The following is a 17288-nucleotide window of genomic DNA, read 5'->3' on the forward strand; positions in this document are numbered from 1 at the left end:
GAACAACAAACGAGGGCGTCGTGCTTCGGCACGGCGCCCTTTTTCATTGAGCCGCCGATATCCCGATACGGCCGAGCATTTTCCGTGAAGCACTTAATTGCTTGTTGCCCGCGCCGAGCTCCCGCAATTTCGCGCTAGCCATTCGGAGAAGGAGATATTCGGTGAGCCAGTCTGTCGCGCGCTCCAGGACACATCATGACAACAGCGCGAGGAATCCGTCCCTGCCGCTGGAGGCGATCGAGGCTGCCTATGACCGGATCGAGGCCGAACGCGACCGCAATTGCTGGATCCATGTCCGCCCGCGGGAGGAGGCGCTGGACATATGCCGCAAGCTCGTGGCGCGCGCGCGGACCGGCGAACATCTTCCGCTGCTCGGCATTCCCTTTGGTGTGAAGGACAATATTGATGTCGAGGGGATGCCGACCACCGCCGCATGCCCGGCGTTCAGCTACACGCCCTGGCATTCCGCGCACAGCGTCGAACGCCTCACCTCGGCCGGTGCAATTTGCCTCGGAAAGACCAATCTCGATCAGTTCGCCACAGGCCTGTCTGGCGCGCGTTCGCCTTATGGCGCCTGCGCCTCGGTTGCCGATGCGCGCTATGTCTCGGGCGGCTCGAGCTCCGGGTCCGCGGTCGCCGTGGCGGCGGGGCACGTGGCGTTCGCGCTCGGCACCGACACCGGCGGGTCCGGCCGCATCCCTGCCGGCTTCAACAACATCGTCGGAATCAAGCCGACCGTCGGGCTGGTGTCGTCACGCGGGCTGGTGCCGAATTGCCCGACGATCGATTGCGTCTCGGTGTTCTGCAACACCGTCTGCGATGGCGAGGCGATCCTCGACATTATCGAAGGGTTCGACTTCGAAGACCCCTACAGCCGCCGGCCCAGGGCGTTTTCTTTCGCCAGTGGAGCGCTGTCATCGTTTCGGTTCGGCCGCATTGCGTCAGCCGATCTCGAATGCTTCGGCATGCCGGAATGCGGCGAGCTCTATGAGCGCGCCTGTGAGCGTTTCACCGTGATCGGCGGAACGGCTGTTGAGGTGGACTTCGCTCCGTTCCGCCAGGCCGGGGAGTTGATGTTCAGCGGACCCTGGGTGGCGGAGCGGCACTCGGCCATCGCCTCGCTCCTGGACATCGAGTCCGGCTCCCTGCTTGATGTCACCAAAACGGTTCTCGCCTCAGCCGCAGGCTATTCGGCGATCGACACGTTTGGCGCCATTCACCGGCTGCAGCGTCTTCGTCGCGACGTCGAGGCGATCTTTGCGGGGATCGATGCGCTGGTGGTCCCGACCGCACCGCGGCCGTTCACGCTGGAGGAGATGTTTGGCGATCCGATCACTCTCAACAATCGCCTCGGCTACTACTCGTACTTTGCCAATCTGCTCGATCTTTGCGGCGTCGCGGTTCCGAACGCGACATTGCCCGATGGCATGCCGATGGGCGTGACCTTGCTGGCGCCGGCCTGGCACGATCGCGCACTGATCGGACTGGCGCGGCGGTTCGAGGCCGGCGCAGGCGAAGCGGCTTTCGAATTGAAATCGGGCGCCTGAAGCCCGGCGATTATTCCATCTCCCGCCCGAGCACCGAAAGATCCAGGATCGATATCACGGATCTGTCGTACCGGATCACGCCTTCCGCCTGGAGCCGCGCGAGTTGCACGGTTACCCATTGGCGGGTCGATCCGATGAGATTGGCGAGATCGCCGTGGGTAAACGGCATACCGACGATGATCTCGTTGTCGCGCCGCACGCCGTAGACGTGCGACAGGAAGATCAGCAGGCTATGCAGCCGCTCGGTCACCGAGCGCGTCCCGAGCATCTGCGCCATCGCCGAGTAGCAGCGCGCCTTGAACGCCAGGGCATCCAGCAGGGCGACGGCGATCTCAGGCGATTCCAGCGCAAGCCGCCGCAGCGCCGGTCCGGGCATGAACGTCAACTGGCTGCGTTCGGCCGCAACCGATGTCCACATGTGCGGGCCCGTTCCGAAGATGTCGGGGCCGCCGACGAAGTTGCCGGGAAACCAGTAAGCGAGGGTGACCTCGCGCCCCGACGGCGCCGCATAGTAGCTGCGGATGCGGCCCTCGCTGATCAAATAGATCCCGGCCTGTGCGTCGCCTTGAGACCAGACCAGTTGGCCGGCTTCCAGCGTCTTCTCGCGTCCGATCGCACGCAAACGATTGCGATCGGCTCGATCGAGGCCGTCGAGCAAGCCCGGCAGTGGCCTGACGAGATCGTCCGACTCGGCCAGCATCACACCTGCCGCTATCGCGCTGTTCGCCCTGTGCATGGCCGGCTCCGCTGTGAGACCCGGCATCGATTATTCAAGAACCATGCCAGCGCGCTGCGGCCCGTCTCTCGATCTGCGAATTCGAGGCGGTCAGCTCGCGTCCGACTGATTGAACGCCCGCAACCCTTCCGCGCGGATGACGTCGAGACAATCCTTCTTGAGGGAGAGATAAGTTGGCTCGACCATGATCGAACTCGACCGCGGGCGCGGCAGCTTGACCGCGACATCGCGCAGGATGCGGCCGGGTCCCGCGCTCATGATGAGAACGCGGTCCGCCAGCACGATGGCTTCATCGATGTCATGGGTGACGAACACGATGGTCGACTTGATCCGGTCGCGCAGCTCCAGCAGATTGTCTTGCATCACCGCCCGCGTCTGCGCGTCGAGGGCCCCGAACGGCTCGTCCATCAGCAGCACGCGGGGCTGATTGGCCAGCGCTCGCGCGATCGCCACGCGCTGCTGCATGCCGCCGGACAGCGTGTTCGGATAGGCGTCGGCGAAGCGCTTGAGACCGATCATCGCGATCAGATCGTCGGCAATGGCATTCGCTTCCTTCTTTGGCTTCCCATGCATCCTGGGGCCATGGGCGATGTTCCTGCGGACGGACTTCCAGGGGAAAAGATGCGGCTGCTGGAACACCATGCCGACATCGGGCCGTGGGCCGTGGACAGGCGAACCCTCCACCAGGATGTTGCCTTCAAACGGCACTTCCAGTCCGGCGATCGTATTGAGCACCGTCGACTTGCCGCAGCCGGAGGGCCCGACGATGCAGACAAACTCGCCAGGCGCGACGTCAAACGACACGCGATCCACCGCGATGGTCTGCCCGCGGTTGGTCTCAAACACGATGCTCAGGTCTGAGACTTGAATGGCCGGTTGCTTCCGCGCCGGTTCCACGGAGGCCGATGCGCTTGCCAGGGCCAATTTCACGATCGATCGCGATCCCGACATCAGCGCCACCAGACGGTACGTTCGGCCAAAGCCGCAAACAGCCGGTCGGCGACGAACGATATCAACCCGAGCGCGGCGAGGCCGCCCATGACCTGGCCCGTCTGCATGTTCTGCTGCGCAATCTCGATCCTGTAGACAATGCCCGCGAAAGTGCCTGCAAGTTCGGCCGCGACCAGCGTGTAAAAGGAGATGCTGACGGCGGTGCGTAACCCGACCACGATGTAGGGCAGCGCGCCCAGCAACACGATCTCCTGGAGCATCTGCCGCCGTGGCGTGCCGAGCATCAACGCCGCCCGGATCAGGCCGCGGTCGACCTTCTGCACGCCGATGTGCGTCGAAAGCCAGACCGTGAAGAACACGCCCCATACGACGAGGAACAGTTTTCCCGCCTCCGACAGGCCGAACCAGAGAATGACGATCGGCACGAAGGCAATCGGCGGAATTGGCCGCAGGATATGGAAGAGCGGCGACAGCAGGCTGGAAATGACGGGGAATTGGCCGGTAAGGATGCCGAGCAGGATGCCGAGCGCGCCGCCCACGATGAATCCCGTGGTGACGCGAAGGAGGCTGGCCGAGAGATCGCCGAGGAATTGTCCGCTTCGTATCCATTCGAGGACAGCCGCAGCAACCACCGTCGGCGGCGGAAACAGCACCATGTTGACGGCCCCGGAGCGGGACGCCAATTCCCAGAGGCCGACGAACAGGGGCAGCGACAGCGCTCCGACCAGAAGATTGATGCGGCGAAGACGAGCTGAATCCGACCGCCGATTGCGACCATCACCGCGGAGAGCAATCTCTTGTGGGGCTGAGGTGCCGTCCTGCATGGCTGTGCGGGCGCCTATTTCCATGAAAGGGTGACACGTTCGGGGGCGATCGTCTTCAGTGGCTCGGTGACAACGACCTTGCTGAAGTCGGGCATGACAGCTCCGGGAGGATGGTTGCCGCTCTCGAGGCGCCATGCCGAGTGGGTCTTGAGGATCTCGACCAGGCGGTTGTCGAGACGCACGTGGTAAACATAGTCGGTCCAGATCGGGGCCAGTTCGTCCCGCTTCATGCCGACCGCGTCCGCCACCACCGTGATCGCATCCTCCTGATGCGCCTTCGTCCAGGCCTCGGCATCGATCAGTGCGGCGATGAACGCCTCGACCAGTGCGGGGTTGGCATCGAGATAGGGCTTCATCACGACGATGTTGAACGTCTCGGAGTAAGTGCCTGCAGTGTCGAGCTCGGCGACGGCTTCGCCCAGGGCCTTCTTCGCGTTGGCGATGTGGGGCTCCCACGTGTCGATCGCGTCGATGCTCCCTGCGGCGAGTGCCGGCAGCATCTCCTGCGGCCGCAGGTTGACCAGGGTGACATCCTTGGCCGCCAATCCCGCCGATTTCAGCAGCGTGGCCGTGTACACCTCGCTGCCGGTGCCGGCGGTGAATCCGATCCGCTTGCCGCGAAGATCTGCCTTGGTCTTGACGCCGGCCTTGGCCGCGACGACCGTCTTGAGGTCGGAATATTCCATGCCCGCGACGAAGGCGATGGGCTGGCCTGCCATCGCCGAGGCGGTGACCGGCGCCTCGGCCGTCGTCGCGATGTCGGCGCCGCCTCCGATCACGGTGTCCAGGCATTGCTTGCCGGACGTGAAGTTCGAGACCGTGATGTCCAGTCCGTGCTTTTCGAACATCCCCTTCGATTTGGCGACGATCGCAAGGCCGGAGATCGGCCCGAGGTTTTGCGCAAGCCGGGCTTTGAGCAACTCCGCGGCCGAGGCGCAGCCTGGACTGATGGCAAGGCAAAGCGCCACATAGCCGGCAATCGCTGAAATTGGGCGGACGGTGTTCCAGTGCATGACGATCTCCCCTCGTGCCGCGCCCGGCGGCAGCCCCGATGCGATCGCGGATACCGCCCTGAACGGCTTCCGCCACAGACTCCCGCGTCCTCCCTGGCCGGCCGCTTGAGGATCGGCCTATGTCGGCATGCTCGCCCGGCGCTACGATCCCGGGAAGCAATTAATCGACACGGCTCGGGGACGACGGCCTCGGGACGACGGCCTCGGGGTGACGGCCTCGGGACGACGCCCTTCGGGCAATCGGCGCGATGGTGTGTCAGCAAGGCGGCGCCGTCCCGTCCTGACGGAACCTTCGACTGCGTGCTACATTGGGGTTCGTCGCTCCCACGCTCACGGACCCCTCCCATGAAATACGAGCTTTACTACTGGCCCGAGATCCAGGGCCGCGGTGAATATGTGCGGCTGGCGCTGGAGGAGGCGGGTGCGGCCTACGTCGATGTCGCACGCGGCCCGCGTGGCTCGGCTGCGATGATGAAGATGATGGACGCGCACAAGGGCACGCCGCCCTTTGCGCCGCCGTTCCTGAAGGCGGGCAAGCTCGTCATTGGCCAGACCGCCAACATCCTGCTCTATCTCGGCGCGCGTCATGGGCTCGCGCCGAAGACGGAAGCGGGCCGACTCTGGGTACACCAGCTTCAGCTGACCATCACCGATTTCGTGGTGGAGATTCACGACACCCATCATCCGCTCGGGCCCTCGCAGTATTACGAAGACCAGAAGGCGCCCGCAAAGAAGCGCACGGCCGATTTCTGGGACGAACGCGTGCCGAAATATCTCGGCTATTTCGAGCAGTTGCTCGACGACGCCGGCGGCGCCCATGTCACCGGCCGACGTCTGACTTACGTCGATCTCTCGCTGTTCCAGATCGTCGATGGCCTGCGCTATGCGTTTCCCAAGCGCATGAAAGCGTTCGAGAAGAATATCCCCGGTCTCGTCGACCTGCATGACCGCGTCGCCGCTCGGCCCAACATCAGGTCCTATCTCGCCAGCGAGCGCCGCATTCCCTTCAACGAGCAAGGCATCTTTCGACGCTATCGCGAGCTGGATTCCTAGGTCACCACACTCCCGGCAGCAGGCGATAGCGCACCCGCGCCGCGTAGTCGGCATAACCTGATAGCCCCTCCATCAGCGTGCGCTCCTCGATGCGGATGCGGACCGCGAGCAAGAGGACCAAGAGCGGCGCGATCGCAAGGCCCCACCACGAGCCGAGGGTCAGCGGCACGCCTGCGAAGAACATGAGCATGCCGCTGTACATGGGATGGCGGACGTGGGCGTAAGGCCCTGATGAGATCACGTGCTGGGCGCGCTCGGCCTGCAGCTTCACCACAGGCGCGGCGAACGAGTTCTCGCGGAATACCCGCATCGTGAACAGCGTGCAGGCCAGATACAGCGCGAAGCCGACTGCCTGCAATGCGAGCGGCACGTTGGAGGCAACAGCGCGCCGGTCGAGACCGATCGCAACCAGCCAGACCAGGATCGCCAGCATGAAGGCGATGATGAAGCCCTTGTCGGCGCGCGGCTGTTCCCTCTGGATGACAGGGCGGAGCCGCTCTGCCAGCAATCCCGGATCGATCCGGTGGAGCCACCAGCCGCAGAGCGGGCCGAGCAGGGCGGAGGTGACGAGGAACAGCCAGGCCGACGGCCAATGCAGCGTGCCCGCGGAGGCGAACAATATCGCGCCCATCGCAACGACGAAGATCGTGTTCTGCAACAACAGGCGTGCGATCATGCGCGGTTCCCGCGGGCAGTCTCGCACTAATATGGCCGCGCTCTCAGGCAAAGTTGCGACCGCACACGCGAAAGGCCCGGTCGACGGGACCGGGCGATCCATCGCATAAACGCCGGATCAGGCGAGCTGATCGATCCGGGTGCCTTGACCAGGCGGCAGGGGCGCCGGCGGCGTCGGCTGGTAGGTCGGGTCGGTGTCTTTGGTCTTGGTCTGGTCGTCCGGCTGCTTGGTCGTGTCGTAGCTCGGGACCACGATCGTGACAGGCGGCGGCGCAACGCTGGAAACGCTCATCCACAAATCCTCACAGATTGAACCTGATGAGCGTGCCCTGTGAGGGACGAAAGGTCCGTCAAGCCGATCGTTAAAATGCGAGGGATCTGGCGCGAAAAGATGCGCCTACTCGTCCTTCGGCCGCGTGATCGCGATCGCCGCGTCCGTCTTGGTGCGGGTGCATTCCATGTTGAGGCGCTTGTAGCGCATCGTGATCTTGTCGCCGCGCAACAGGCCCATGCGCTTCAGGCAGCGCGTTGCGCCGGTCGTGGTGTCGTCTTTCGTCACCGTGAAGATGATCGCGGCTGCGGAGGCCACGAGATCATAGAATTGCGGCGTCGGCTTGCGGTCGCCCTTGGCGTAGAGCTCGTTGGAATAGGCCGCTCCTTGCGCGCGACAGCCGAGCGAAAGCTCCTTCGCGGCGGGGTGGGTGAGGTAGATGATGTTGGCGGCCTTGAAATTGACCTTCAGCCCGTCGATGCCGCCGGCGAGCTGTTTTGCGATGTCGTCGCACTGGTCGGCGCGGGCAGGCGCGGTGAGGGTCACAAGGCCGGTGATTGCGGCGGCGACAACAATCGCGCCGCGGACGTCCAATTTGAAAATCATGATGAAAAGCCCCTTGAGCGCGCGCATTCAACCGTCGCCGCGCGCGAAGCGCAAGGGGTGCAACCGGGCTCGACCGGGCTCAACTACAGCTATTGAACGCCGGCGGCAGAAATGGCCGCCATGACACCGAATCGGGATGCCGGGCCGCACCAGGACGCCTTCCCTTTGTGGCAAAAAAGCTTAGAAAGCTTCTATGCTTAGAGGCCCGAGAGGGCTGCAAAACCCGAGATCGCTCATGAACGCTCCCACCGCCTTCCCCGACGCCTCAAAACCCGTCCCGCCCTACAAGCACACCCCGCTGTTCCCGCTGGGCAAGGACGAGACGCCCTACAAGAAGATTTCGTCCGAGGGCGTCCGGGTCGAGAAGGTCCTGGGGAAAGACATGCTGGTGGTGTCGCGCGAGGCGCTGCGGGCGCTGTCGGAAGCGGCTTTCGGCGACATCAATCACTATCTGCGCCCCGGCCATCTGAAGCAGCTCCGCGCGATCCTGGAGGACGGTGAGGCCAGCCCGAACGACAAGTTCGTCGCGCTGGATTTCTTGAAGAACGCCAACATCGCTGCCGGCGGCGTGCTGCCGATGTGCCAGGACACCGGCACCGCGATCATCATGGGCAAGAAGGGCTGCAACGTCATCACCGACGGTGAGGACGAGGCGGCGCTGTCGGAAGGCGCGCGCGATGCCTACCTGCGCCGCAATCTGCGCTACTCGCAGGTCGCCCCCTTGTCGATGTACGAGGAGAAGAACACCGCCAACAACATGCCGGCGCAGTGCGAGATCTATGCCGAGGGCGACGACGCCTACAAGTTCATGTTCATGGCCAAGGGCGGCGGCTCCGCCAACAAGAGTTTTCTGTTTCAGGCCACGCCCTCGGTGTTGACCAAGGACCGGCTGCTCGCCTTCCTGAAGGAAAAGATTCTCACGCTCGGCACCGCGGCGTGCCCGCCTTATCACCTCGCGATCGTGATCGGCGGCACCTCGGCCGAGCTCTGCATGAAGACGGTGAAGCTCGCCTCCGCCCGCTATCTCGATGCGCTGCCGACCCACGGCTCGCCCGACGGCAACGCCTTCCGCGACGTCGAGATGGAGAAGGAAATCCACAAGATGACGCAGTCGCTCGGCGTCGGCGCGCAGTTCGGCGGCAAGTATTTCTGCCACGACGTCCGCGTGATCCGCATGCCGCGCCATGGTGCCTCGCTGCCGATCGGGCTTGGCGTGTCCTGCTCGGCCGACCGCCAGGTGCTCGGCAAGATCACCAAGGACGGCGTCTATCTCGAGGAGCTCGAGCATAATCCGGCGCAATATCTGCCGCAGGTCGAAGAGGCGCTCGGCGGCGAGGTCGTCAAGATCGACCTCAACCAGCCGATGAAGGATATTTTGGCGACGTTCTCGAAGTATCCGATCAAGACCCGGGTCTCGATGAGCGGCACGATGATCGTCGCACGCGATAGTGCGCATGCCAAGCTGCGCGAGCGGTTGGAGAAGGGCGAGCCGCTGCCCGACTATTTCAAGAACCATCCGGTCTACTACGCCGGCCCCGCCAAGACGCCCGAGGGCTACGCCTCCGGCGCGTTCGGACCGACCACGGCGGGCCGCATGGATTCCTTCGTCGACCAGTTCCAGGCCGCCGGCGGCTCCATGGTGATGGTCGCCAAGGGCAACCGCGCGCCGGCCGTGCGTGAGGCTTGCAAGAAATATGGCGGCTTCTATCTCGGCTCGATCGGCGGCGCGGCGGCGAACCTCGCCGAGCACTGCATCAAGAGGGTCGAGGTGCTCGAATATCCCGAGCTCGGCATGGAGGCGATCTGGCGCATCGAAGTCGTCGACTTCCCGGCCTTCATCATCATCGACGACAAGGGCAACGACTTCTTCAAGGAGTTGAATTTGGGTTGAGGCTACTTTCCCCGGACGCGACGCGGCATGAAATGCTGCGCTGCTGATCCGGGGTCCATTGTCGCGCAGCATGGGTCCCGGCTCTGCGGAGCAGCGTTACACGCCGCGCCGCGTCCGGGAGACGAGCCTTACGCCCTTGCGCCGGTGAACGGGAAGCTGCCCATCGGGCCGATGCCCATCTCGCCGTTGATGTTGTTGCCGGCGACCTTCCCGCTGAATTCCAGCGTCAGCGGCATCGGGTTGGTGATCGAGACTTTCCAGGAGACGCTGTCGCCGTTGACGGTGCCGTCGAAAATCTCGGCGGTATTGCCGTCCGCACCCTGCGTGCCCGTGAGCGTGCCGCCCGTTTCCTTCAGGCTCAGCGTCGCCTGGCGCTCGCCCATCGGCGTCGTCATGGTCAGATTCCAGTTGCCGTCCACGGCCATTCGCGTCTCCCGAACAATATCCCGGCGGGCTACGACGATCCGCAGCCAGTCCAAGCCTGAGCCTATAGCGCAACTCGGCGCGCGCGCCTAACCCGACGTGAGCGGCCATCAAGCGCGGGCGGCGGCGCGGCGGCGGCTGGTGACGACAAGCCGAAACACCACGTACTGCACGGCGAAGGCCAAAACCTTGGCGCCGCCGGCGATCACCGAGATATAGAAGGCCCACAGCTTCAGATCGCCGGTCCAGGCGACGATGATCGTGCCGGCGCCGAGGGCGAACATCAGCGCGGCCCAGGCATAGCCCGCAGCGGTGACATATTCCGGCGCGGTCTCGACCACCATCGGCGGCATGTAGCGTAGCATCCAGCCGCGCTTGAGCATGATCGCGCCGATCGCGAAATGCGCGATCGCGGGCTTGGCCAGCATGAAGCGGGGATCGTTGGTGAGCAGCGTCACCGTGCCGAGCACGATGACGAGCGCGAGGCTCGCATAGGTCATGTAGCCGAGCTCGCGCCCCTTGACGCGGGCATAGATCACCTGCGCGACCGCACCCGCTATCGCCACCGACGTCGCGAGAATGACGTTGTCGGTGATCAGATAGATCACCAGGAAGACGATGGCCGAGAGGAAGTCGGAGGCGAGGCGGGCGAATACGTCCTTCATTGTCGGTCCTGTCTCACTGGGCTTCCGGCAGCGCGCCTTCAGGCGCACCATACTTGATCTGCCGATATTCGGGATACCATTTGGTGAAGTAGATCGCGCTGTTGCGGGCCGCGAAGGCGACGGCGAGGCCCGACCAGACCGGCAGGCCGGGGAAGTAGAGCAGCACGATGTTGGCGAGCATCATCAGCAAGGCGGCGACGGTCCATGCCGCGGTGATGATGTAATTGGCGGTGAGGAAGCCGGGCATAGCCGCGGTTTCGGCCGGAACGGATTCGATCGCGTATTGCAGCGTGAAGGGCCGGCGCGCCAGCATCGAGCCGAGCGAGATGACGAAGATTCCGATATCGACCGAGAGCTTGACGCCGAGCGCGCTGAGCGTGGGGTGCAGTGCGAGGAAGAGGCCGATGCCTGCAAACAGGATCGCCGAGCCCGCGGCCAGGATCTTCACCGAGCGGCCGCGCACGACGTCGATTGCGATCGTTGCGAGACAGATCGCCGAGCCCGCGAACACGGCCACCATGGCCGAGGTCATGAACATCAGGGCCGTGTAGACGCCGTAGGGGGCAAGGATCAGGAAGATCGTCATGGATGCCTCGGTCGCACCAATCTTTACGATGTCAAGATTGATAGTTCAGCGCCGGCGCTGGGTCAAGCGAAATCTTTACAGTGTCAAAATGACGTGAACGACCTGTAAAAACTCAATTGTCGCAACGGCTTGGTTCGACAGTTCGTCGGCCATGGCGGCCCAGGGCAGGCGCGACAGGATGGTCAGGGCGCAGGACACCAGAAGGCCGATGGTCAGGACAATGCCGCCGACGCGGCAGATCGTGAATCGGAGCGAGCCCGGCGTCGCATACATGCCGAGCGGATGCAGCAGCCGCGACAGCAGAAGCGCGCCCATCAAGAGGTGAATGCGCAAGGGCGACGCGCCCGACATCTCCAGAAGCGCCACCATCAGCGCGATGATCGGGACGTATTCCATGAAGTTGCCATGCGCCCGGATCGCACTGCGCAGGTTTTCGTTGCCGCCGTCGCTGAAGGGCGCCTTGCTGCTTCGTCGCAGCCGGATGACCTGCAACGCGAGCGCGACGTAGATCAGCGCGAGGATGGCGAGGTAGTTCGCAGTGATCGCGGGGACGTGCATGCGAAGTCTCCTCTTGCCGTCATTCCGGGTTGCGCGAAGCGCGAACCCGGAATCCATGGTGAGACAGTCTCTGTGGCCTGATGGATTCCGGGCTCACGCTTCGCGTCCCCCGGAATGACTGGGAGTTATTACGCCGCTCCCACCCAATTGCCGTGGAAGCCGTCAGGCACGCGATGGCCGAGCTGCACCAGCGCGGCGGGGCCGGCTTCGATGTCGGTGGCATTGAACACGGCGAGGTCGCTGCGATTCTCTCGCGCGCGCCAGACCACCGCCAGCAACCAGCCGTCGCCTTCCGCCGCATCCTTCGATCGCTCGACGAACACAGGCTCGGAGATGGTGTCGCCCGCCGGGAGCAGATACTGGCCGAGCCGCTTGCCGGTGCCGTCGACGTGAACGATGCCTGACAATGCGCCAAACATCGGCAGCCGCGGATTGGCGCAGGCGTACCAGCCGTGACGGCTCTTCAAGCCGGCGCGGCGATCGTCGATGCGCGGGAATTCGCCGGTGATATCGTCCAGATAGGTCTGCTGGAAGCGGTCGGTCTTGCCAGAGAGGTCGAAAGCCCAGCGGCAGTGGCGGGCGCGCGACTTCTCCGGATCCGTCGGCCGGCTGTCGGGATGCGGAAAAAGCGGGGCCTCTTCGAACTGCATGACGTCGGCGATGATGCGGTCGCCGTCCTCCCACGCATTCATGACGTGGAAGACGTAGCAGGCCTCCGCGCGAAACCAGACGATGTCCCTTGCCGCGCCGTTGCGCTTCATCACGCCGACATAGGCGCCTTTCTCAGGCTCCCACGCATAGGGCGGCTTGCCGCTCATTGCACGCTCCATGCTGCCTGATATCGGGAGGATCGGAAACAGCACATGATTTTCGGTGACGATGAAGTCGTGCACCATGCTGGCATAGGGCGTCTCGAAACGCTCGAAGCGCGTCACCTTGCCGCCTGCATCGATCGATCCGTAGGAGAGGGCAGGCGTCAGCGGGCCCGCGGCATTGTAGCCGAAGAACACCAATTCGCCCGTAACAGGATCGACCTTCGGATGCGCGGTGAAGGCACCGGCGAGACGGCTCTGGTAATTGCAATAGCCGCGCGTCTCCAGCGTGCCGGGCTCGATCTCGGTCGGCAGATGTCCTTCCTCGAGCGCGAGCAGCTTGCCGGCATGGAAGATAATGTTGGTGTTGGCGACGCCGCCATCGGTCAGGTTTTGCGGCGCATCCGGCAGCCTGCGACCGAATCCGCCGAACAGCGCGCGGCCGGCATCGTGCTCGGCGAGCCATTTCGGCGTGCGGACCCAGCGGTTGCGGTAGGAGGCGCGCCCGTCTTCGAGATGAAAGGCGTGCAGCATGCCGTCGCCGACGAACCAGTGCGCGCCGGGGGAATCGAACTGCGGATTGGGGCCGTTGCGGTAGAGCGTGCCGTTCAGCTCGCGCGGCAATTCGCCGACGATCTTGAGGAAAGGCGCGTCCGCCTCGAACGGGATCGGCGCGATATTGTTGCGGCGCTCGGCGACGGCGTCCTGGTGCACGGCGTATGCCTCCCTATCTTTACATCGTAAAGATCCATAGGGCCAGGCGCGGCTTCCGTCAAGTGAAATCTTTACACTGTCAATATTGCGTCATATAGCTTGCAAATGGCCAAGAGCAACACCAAGGGCGACACCAAGGGTGCAACGGCGCGTAGTCCGCGCAGCCCCAAAAAGACATCACAGGCGTCTCGTCCAGCGCGCCGCCCGACGGCTGCGAAGACGGAGACGCCCTATCATCACGGCGCCCTTCGCGAGGCGCTGCTTCAGGCGGCAGAACGGGTATTGGAGCGCGATGGGCTGGCCGGGCTGACGTTGCGCGCGGTGGCACGCGAGGCCGGCGTCTCGCATGCCGCCCCGACCCACCATTTTGGCGATCTCACCGGGCTCGTCAGCGAACTCGCGGCAATCGGCTTTCGCCAGTTCAATGCGGCGATGGCCGCGTCCTGTGACGCGGCGACCTCGCCGCTGGAGCGCGCGCTGGCGCGGCCCAAGGCCTATGTCGCCTATGCCCAGGCGCATCCCGGCATGTACGGGTTGATGTTCCGCACCGAGCGCCTCGACTATTCCAGGCCGTCGTTGCACGAGGCCGCGGAATCCTCCTTTGCCGGCCTTGCCAATGCCATCAGCGCGATGCGGCAGGAGCCGATCAGTGGCCACGCGCTGACCATCGAGCAGGGCGCCGCCATCGCGCGGGCCTGGTCGATGGTGCACGGCTTCACCATGCTGCTGCTGGACGGACGGCTCGAGGATATTTTGGAGCGGCTGCCCGCGGGCACGACGGCTGAGCAACTCCTGGAAGCGATCCTGAAGTCGACGGTGGCTGGACGGCTGCCCACCAATACCTGATCGAACGAAACGCCCGCAATTCGTTGTGAACCCTCGCCATGCTTGGGCGTTGAGGCCCCATGGCAAGATTACCTCGCGCACCCTGGAAGCGTCCAAATCCGCGCAAACGGGCGGGCAAGACGTCCAAACATCTTACCTCCGCGCAAAAATCGGCAGCAAAGGCGAGTGCGCGCCGCGCTGGCCGCCGCTATCCCAATCTCGTGGACAACATGCGCATGGCAGCGAAGAAGACCACCAAGGCGAAATCCTCCAGGACGTCACCGGCGAGAAAGGCGCGCAAGAGCGCCGCCCGCAAGACCGCAAAGGCGCGCAAGCGCCGTGCGTCGACGCAAGAAAAGGATCCGCGCGGCGGCCTGACCGCGGCAGGCCGCAAAGCCTTCGCTCGCAAGCAGGGTGCGCATTTGCGCCCCGGCGTCACCAAGCGAGCCTCCGAGATGACGCCGCAGGAGATGCGGCGCAAGGGCAGTTGGGCGGTGCGCTTCTACGGTCGGGCGAAGCTGCCGCCTTTGGTCGATGCCAAGGGCCGGCCGACGCGGCATGCCCTGTCGGCTCATGCCTGGGGCGAACCGGTGCCGAAGACTGTGGCAGCCGCGCGCCGCATCGCGGCTAAGGGCGAGCGTCTCTTGGCGCGCTATCGGCGTATCAAGGAAGCAGGCCGGTGACATGCGACATGCGAGATGCCGCGGAACTCACGTCCTTGCACATTCTTCACTGTGGGCAAGCATCAAACCTTACCGGGATAGGCCTGACAGCGGCGCGGAATCGTTCTAGAAGAGCGGCTTCGCTCAGGCTCAAGCAGCCTCGTCCGCGTCCTCATTACACTTGATCATGCCAGCCATCGCTCCCCGCAAAGCCTATCGCGTCGGCCGTTCCAAGACCGGACTTGGCCTCTTCGCCACCATGCCGATCAAGAAGGGCACAAGGATCATCCGTTATTTCGGTCCGATCCTGGACTGCCGGATTCCCGGGCAGGATGAGATCGAGAACAAATACCTGTTCGAGCTCAACGGCCGCTGGACCATTGACGGCTCGGTGCGCAAGAACCTCGCCCGCTATATCAACCATTCGTGCCGGCCCAATGCGGAATCCGACGTGCGCCCGCGTGAGCGGAAAGTGTTCATCCGCGCCATCAAGAACATCGAGCCGGGCGACGAGATCAACTACGACTACGGCACCGATTATTTCAAAGCCTATTTGAAGCCGATCGGCTGCAAGTGTCCGTCCTGTGAAAACAAGCGCAAGAAGCAGCGTGCCGAGGCCCGTGCCGAGCGCGCCAAGGTGAAGGCCCGCGCGGAGCGCAAGGCCCAGAAGGCCGGCGCGAAAACCACCGCGGCGAAAAAGAAGAAGCTGAACGGCAAGCATTTTGCCGGCAAGGTCGGCCGCGCGAAGGCGTAGCTTGCGCGCGACGGCCGCCGGCTTTCGCACCAGTCCCTGATTGGTCCTCAGGCTGCTAGGCGCTTCGCTGCGCGTCCGGGACACGAGAGCATCACGCAGCCACCGCACTCCCGCTCTTTCGCAAGCCCACATATTGCAGCTCGGCGAACACACCCGTCGCGATCGCCTGCGCCACGACCATGAGCGCGCCGGCGAAGTTCGGCGACACCGCGCCGGAGAACAGCAGCGCAATGCTGCCGACCGTCCAGGCGGCGTTGCCGACGACGACCAGCAGCACCAGCGGCCTCAGTACCATTGTGCGCGAAGCAAGCCAGCCGACCAGCGCGGTGTAGACGATCAGGAACAGGCCGGTTTCACGCAGCAGCGCCTCGGGCAGACTGAACAGTGTGGCGAATGCAGCTGCACCGAAAGTCAAACCGAGCGCGGAAACGCCGCTGAAGACGGCGTCGGCGAGCAGGGCACGGCGCAGGAAGCTGGATGCGTCGATCATTAGAGGTCTCCATGGTTGGGGTGGCTTGGGTAGGCTTGTGGGAACTCAAGGCCTCCTGCGCCACCAGGCGCGGAGCAGGCCGCCGAGGCGGGACGGGCAGAGGCTTCTGCCGACGCTGTGCTCGAAGGCAGTGACATGGGCGACGACATAGTCGCCGGTCGAATGAACCAGCGGCTCCGGCATGTTGAGGCTGCGCGCCAGCATCCGGGTCGCGAACGTCATCGCCCAGGGAAGCAGGTGGTCTGCAAGGGTGCGGTAGAGCAGCAGCGCGATCATGGTCATCTCCTGTGCCCAGGAAGATGCGCTGGTCAGGGGCCCAATTCGATTACCTCGCGGGTAATGGAAGGGGTGAAATGCGCATGATAGGTTTTGGACCATGAACGCACATGCATCCACGGCACGCGCCGAACCCAGCCAGCCGATCCATATCGGCGATCATTTGCGCGAATGGCGGCAGCGCCGCCGCATGAGCCAGCTCGACCTCGCCGGCGAAGCCGAGATTTCGGCTCGGCATCTGAGTTTCGTCGAGACCGGCCGCGCCGCGCCCTCGCGCGACATGGTGCTGCGACTCGCCGAGCGCCTCGATGTGCCGTTGCGCGAACGCAACGTGCTGCTGGTTGCCGCGGGCTTTGCGCCGGCCTTCCCGCAGCGCCCGCTGGAGGATCCCGCCTTGAAGTCAGCCCGTCAGGCGATCGACCTCGTGTTGAAGGCGCACGAGCCCAATCCGGCGCTGGCCTATGACCGGCACTGGAACCTGGTCTCCGCCAACCGCATGGTTGCGCCGCTGCTCGCCGGCATCCCGGAGCGGCTGCTGGCGCAGCCCCTCAACGTGCTCCGGCTCGCCTTTCATCCCGAGGGACTGGCGCCACGCACGGTCAATCTCGCGGAATGGTGCGCGCATCTGCTCGAGCGTTTGCACCGGCAATGCGAGGCGACGGCCGATCCGGAGCTCGTCAAGCTCTATCACGACCTCAAGAGCTATCCGATTCCGGCGCGCGCGGGCCCGCTGTCGGGCGATCATGTCGCGATTCCCTTCAAGCTTCGGCATGACGGCGGGATACTAAGTTTCTTCTCCACCACCATGGTGTTCGGCACGCCCGTCGACATCACCCTGTCGGAGCTTGCGCTGGAGACGTTCTTTCCGGCCGACGAGCGCACCGCCGCCTGGCTGAAGCAGGCGGCAGCAAATCTGGTTTAGCGCCCTTGCCTCGGGCGGTGTTCGGCTTATCTTC

General features: G+C 64.3%; 21 protein-coding genes. 7 read left to right on the top strand and 14 right to left on the bottom strand.

Features of this window, described 5'->3' with window-relative positions; translation table 11 throughout:
• The first annotated feature begins 161 nt into the window (after nucleotides 1-161).
• Nucleotides 162-1547, top strand: a complete 1386-nt coding sequence (gene atzF, locus XH91_RS12425) for an allophanate hydrolase (protein ID WP_128950868.1) — start codon at nucleotides 162-164, stop codon at nucleotides 1545-1547.
• Nucleotides 1548-1557: 10 nt separating this feature from the next.
• Here atzF and XH91_RS12430 read toward each other — a convergent pair whose 3' ends face one another.
• The 4 genes from XH91_RS12430 to XH91_RS12445 all read right to left on the bottom strand — a co-directional run bounded on the left by XH91_RS12430 (nucleotide 1558) and on the right by XH91_RS12445 (nucleotide 5071).
• Nucleotides 1558-2283 carry a Crp/Fnr family transcriptional regulator gene (locus XH91_RS12430; protein ID WP_164938278.1) on the bottom strand — a complete coding sequence of 242 codons (726 nt, stop codon included), beginning with the start codon at nucleotides 2281-2283 and terminating at the stop codon, nucleotides 1558-1560.
• Between the two features lie 90 nt (nucleotides 2284-2373).
• Nucleotides 2374-3213, bottom strand: coding sequence for an ABC transporter ATP-binding protein (locus XH91_RS12435; protein ID WP_164938327.1), 840 nt, complete (start codon nucleotides 3211-3213; stop codon nucleotides 2374-2376).
• 20 nt (nucleotides 3214-3233) lie between these two features.
• Nucleotides 3234-4058, bottom strand: a complete 825-nt coding sequence (locus XH91_RS12440) for an ABC transporter permease (RefSeq protein ID WP_245477312.1) — start codon at nucleotides 4056-4058, stop codon at nucleotides 3234-3236.
• 14 nt (nucleotides 4059-4072) lie between these two features.
• Nucleotides 4073-5071 carry an NrtA/SsuA/CpmA family ABC transporter substrate-binding protein gene (locus XH91_RS12445; RefSeq protein ID WP_128950872.1) on the bottom strand — a complete coding sequence of 333 codons (999 nt, stop codon included), beginning with the start codon at nucleotides 5069-5071 and terminating at the stop codon, nucleotides 4073-4075.
• A gap of 345 nt (nucleotides 5072-5416) precedes the next feature.
• Here XH91_RS12445 and XH91_RS12450 point away from each other — a divergent pair, with 345 nt between their 5' ends.
• Complete coding sequence (locus XH91_RS12450) at nucleotides 5417-6124, top strand: glutathione S-transferase (protein WP_128950873.1); 708 nt, start codon at nucleotides 5417-5419, stop codon at nucleotides 6122-6124.
• A gap of 1 nt (nucleotide 6125) precedes the next feature.
• On the opposite strand, the gene XH91_RS12455 is transcribed toward XH91_RS12450, so the two are convergent.
• The 3 genes from XH91_RS12455 to XH91_RS12460 all read right to left on the bottom strand — a co-directional run bounded on the left by XH91_RS12455 (nucleotide 6126) and on the right by XH91_RS12460 (nucleotide 7676).
• Complete coding sequence (locus XH91_RS12455) at nucleotides 6126-6800, bottom strand: methyltransferase family protein (RefSeq protein WP_128950874.1); 675 nt, start codon at nucleotides 6798-6800, stop codon at nucleotides 6126-6128.
• A gap of 117 nt (nucleotides 6801-6917) precedes the next feature.
• Entirely contained in the window at nucleotides 6918-7091 is a 174-nt protein-coding gene (locus tag XH91_RS38795) for a hypothetical protein (RefSeq protein WP_164933706.1), read from the bottom strand.
• Nucleotides 7092-7196: 105 nt separating this feature from the next.
• A complete protein-coding gene (locus XH91_RS12460; protein WP_128950875.1) occupies nucleotides 7197-7676 on the bottom strand; it encodes a hypothetical protein in 480 nt (159 codons plus the stop codon).
• A gap of 235 nt (nucleotides 7677-7911) precedes the next feature.
• On the opposite strand from XH91_RS12460, the gene XH91_RS12465 reads away from it, so the two are divergent.
• Nucleotides 7912-9567: a fumarate hydratase gene (locus tag XH91_RS12465; RefSeq protein ID WP_128950876.1), complete on the top strand. Its 1656-nt coding sequence runs from the start codon at nucleotides 7912-7914 to the stop codon at nucleotides 9565-9567.
• Between the two features lie 128 nt (nucleotides 9568-9695).
• Here XH91_RS12465 and XH91_RS12470 read toward each other — a convergent pair whose 3' ends face one another.
• From XH91_RS12470 to XH91_RS12490, 5 genes are all read right to left on the bottom strand, one after another.
• On the bottom strand, nucleotides 9696-9992 hold the full coding sequence (locus XH91_RS12470; RefSeq protein WP_128950877.1) for a hypothetical protein: 297 nt from the start codon (nucleotides 9990-9992) through the stop codon (nucleotides 9696-9698).
• A 108-nt stretch (nucleotides 9993-10100) separates the two neighbouring features.
• On the bottom strand, nucleotides 10101-10655 hold the full coding sequence (locus tag XH91_RS12475; RefSeq protein ID WP_128950878.1) for an inner membrane-spanning protein YciB: 555 nt from the start codon (nucleotides 10653-10655) through the stop codon (nucleotides 10101-10103).
• A 13-nt stretch (nucleotides 10656-10668) separates the two neighbouring features.
• A complete protein-coding gene (locus XH91_RS12480) occupies nucleotides 10669-11241 on the bottom strand; it encodes a hypothetical protein (RefSeq protein ID WP_128950879.1) in 573 nt (190 codons plus the stop codon).
• Nucleotides 11242-11316: 75 nt separating this feature from the next.
• The gene (locus tag XH91_RS12485) at nucleotides 11317-11799 is read right to left on the bottom strand and encodes an MAPEG family protein (protein WP_164938279.1); all 483 of its coding nucleotides are present in this window, start codon (nucleotides 11797-11799) and stop codon (nucleotides 11317-11319) included.
• 128 nt (nucleotides 11800-11927) lie between these two features.
• Nucleotides 11928-13325, bottom strand: coding sequence for a carotenoid oxygenase family protein (locus XH91_RS12490; protein WP_128950881.1), 1398 nt, complete (start codon nucleotides 13323-13325; stop codon nucleotides 11928-11930).
• Nucleotides 13326-13430: 105 nt separating this feature from the next.
• Between XH91_RS12490 and XH91_RS12495 the strand changes: the two genes are divergently transcribed.
• The 3 genes from XH91_RS12495 to XH91_RS12505 all read left to right on the top strand — a co-directional run bounded on the left by XH91_RS12495 (nucleotide 13431) and on the right by XH91_RS12505 (nucleotide 15566).
• A complete protein-coding gene (locus tag XH91_RS12495; RefSeq protein ID WP_128950882.1) occupies nucleotides 13431-14171 on the top strand; it encodes a TetR/AcrR family transcriptional regulator in 741 nt (246 codons plus the stop codon).
• A 215-nt stretch (nucleotides 14172-14386) separates the two neighbouring features.
• Complete coding sequence (locus tag XH91_RS12500) at nucleotides 14387-14833, top strand: DUF6321 domain-containing protein (RefSeq protein WP_245477313.1); 447 nt, start codon at nucleotides 14387-14389, stop codon at nucleotides 14831-14833.
• A gap of 166 nt (nucleotides 14834-14999) precedes the next feature.
• Entirely contained in the window at nucleotides 15000-15566 is a 567-nt protein-coding gene (locus XH91_RS12505; protein WP_128950884.1) for an SET domain-containing protein, read from the top strand.
• A 91-nt stretch (nucleotides 15567-15657) separates the two neighbouring features.
• Here XH91_RS12505 and XH91_RS12510 read toward each other — a convergent pair whose 3' ends face one another.
• The gene (locus tag XH91_RS12510; protein WP_128950885.1) at nucleotides 15658-16056 is read right to left on the bottom strand and encodes a hypothetical protein; all 399 of its coding nucleotides are present in this window, start codon (nucleotides 16054-16056) and stop codon (nucleotides 15658-15660) included.
• A 45-nt stretch (nucleotides 16057-16101) separates the two neighbouring features.
• Nucleotides 16102-16332 (bottom strand): hypothetical protein, encoded by a 231-nt coding sequence (locus XH91_RS12515; protein WP_128950886.1) that lies wholly within the window; start codon nucleotides 16330-16332, stop codon nucleotides 16102-16104.
• A gap of 100 nt (nucleotides 16333-16432) precedes the next feature.
• Here XH91_RS12515 and XH91_RS12520 point away from each other — a divergent pair, with 100 nt between their 5' ends.
• On the top strand, nucleotides 16433-17254 hold the full coding sequence (locus tag XH91_RS12520) for a helix-turn-helix domain-containing protein (RefSeq protein WP_128950887.1): 822 nt from the start codon (nucleotides 16433-16435) through the stop codon (nucleotides 17252-17254).
• The last annotated feature ends 34 nt before the right edge of the window (nucleotides 17255-17288 follow it).

The sequence above is a fragment of the Bradyrhizobium guangzhouense genome (genome assembly GCF_004114955.1).
In the GTDB taxonomy this organism is placed as follows: Bacteria; Pseudomonadota; Alphaproteobacteria; order Rhizobiales; family Xanthobacteraceae; genus Bradyrhizobium; species Bradyrhizobium guangzhouense.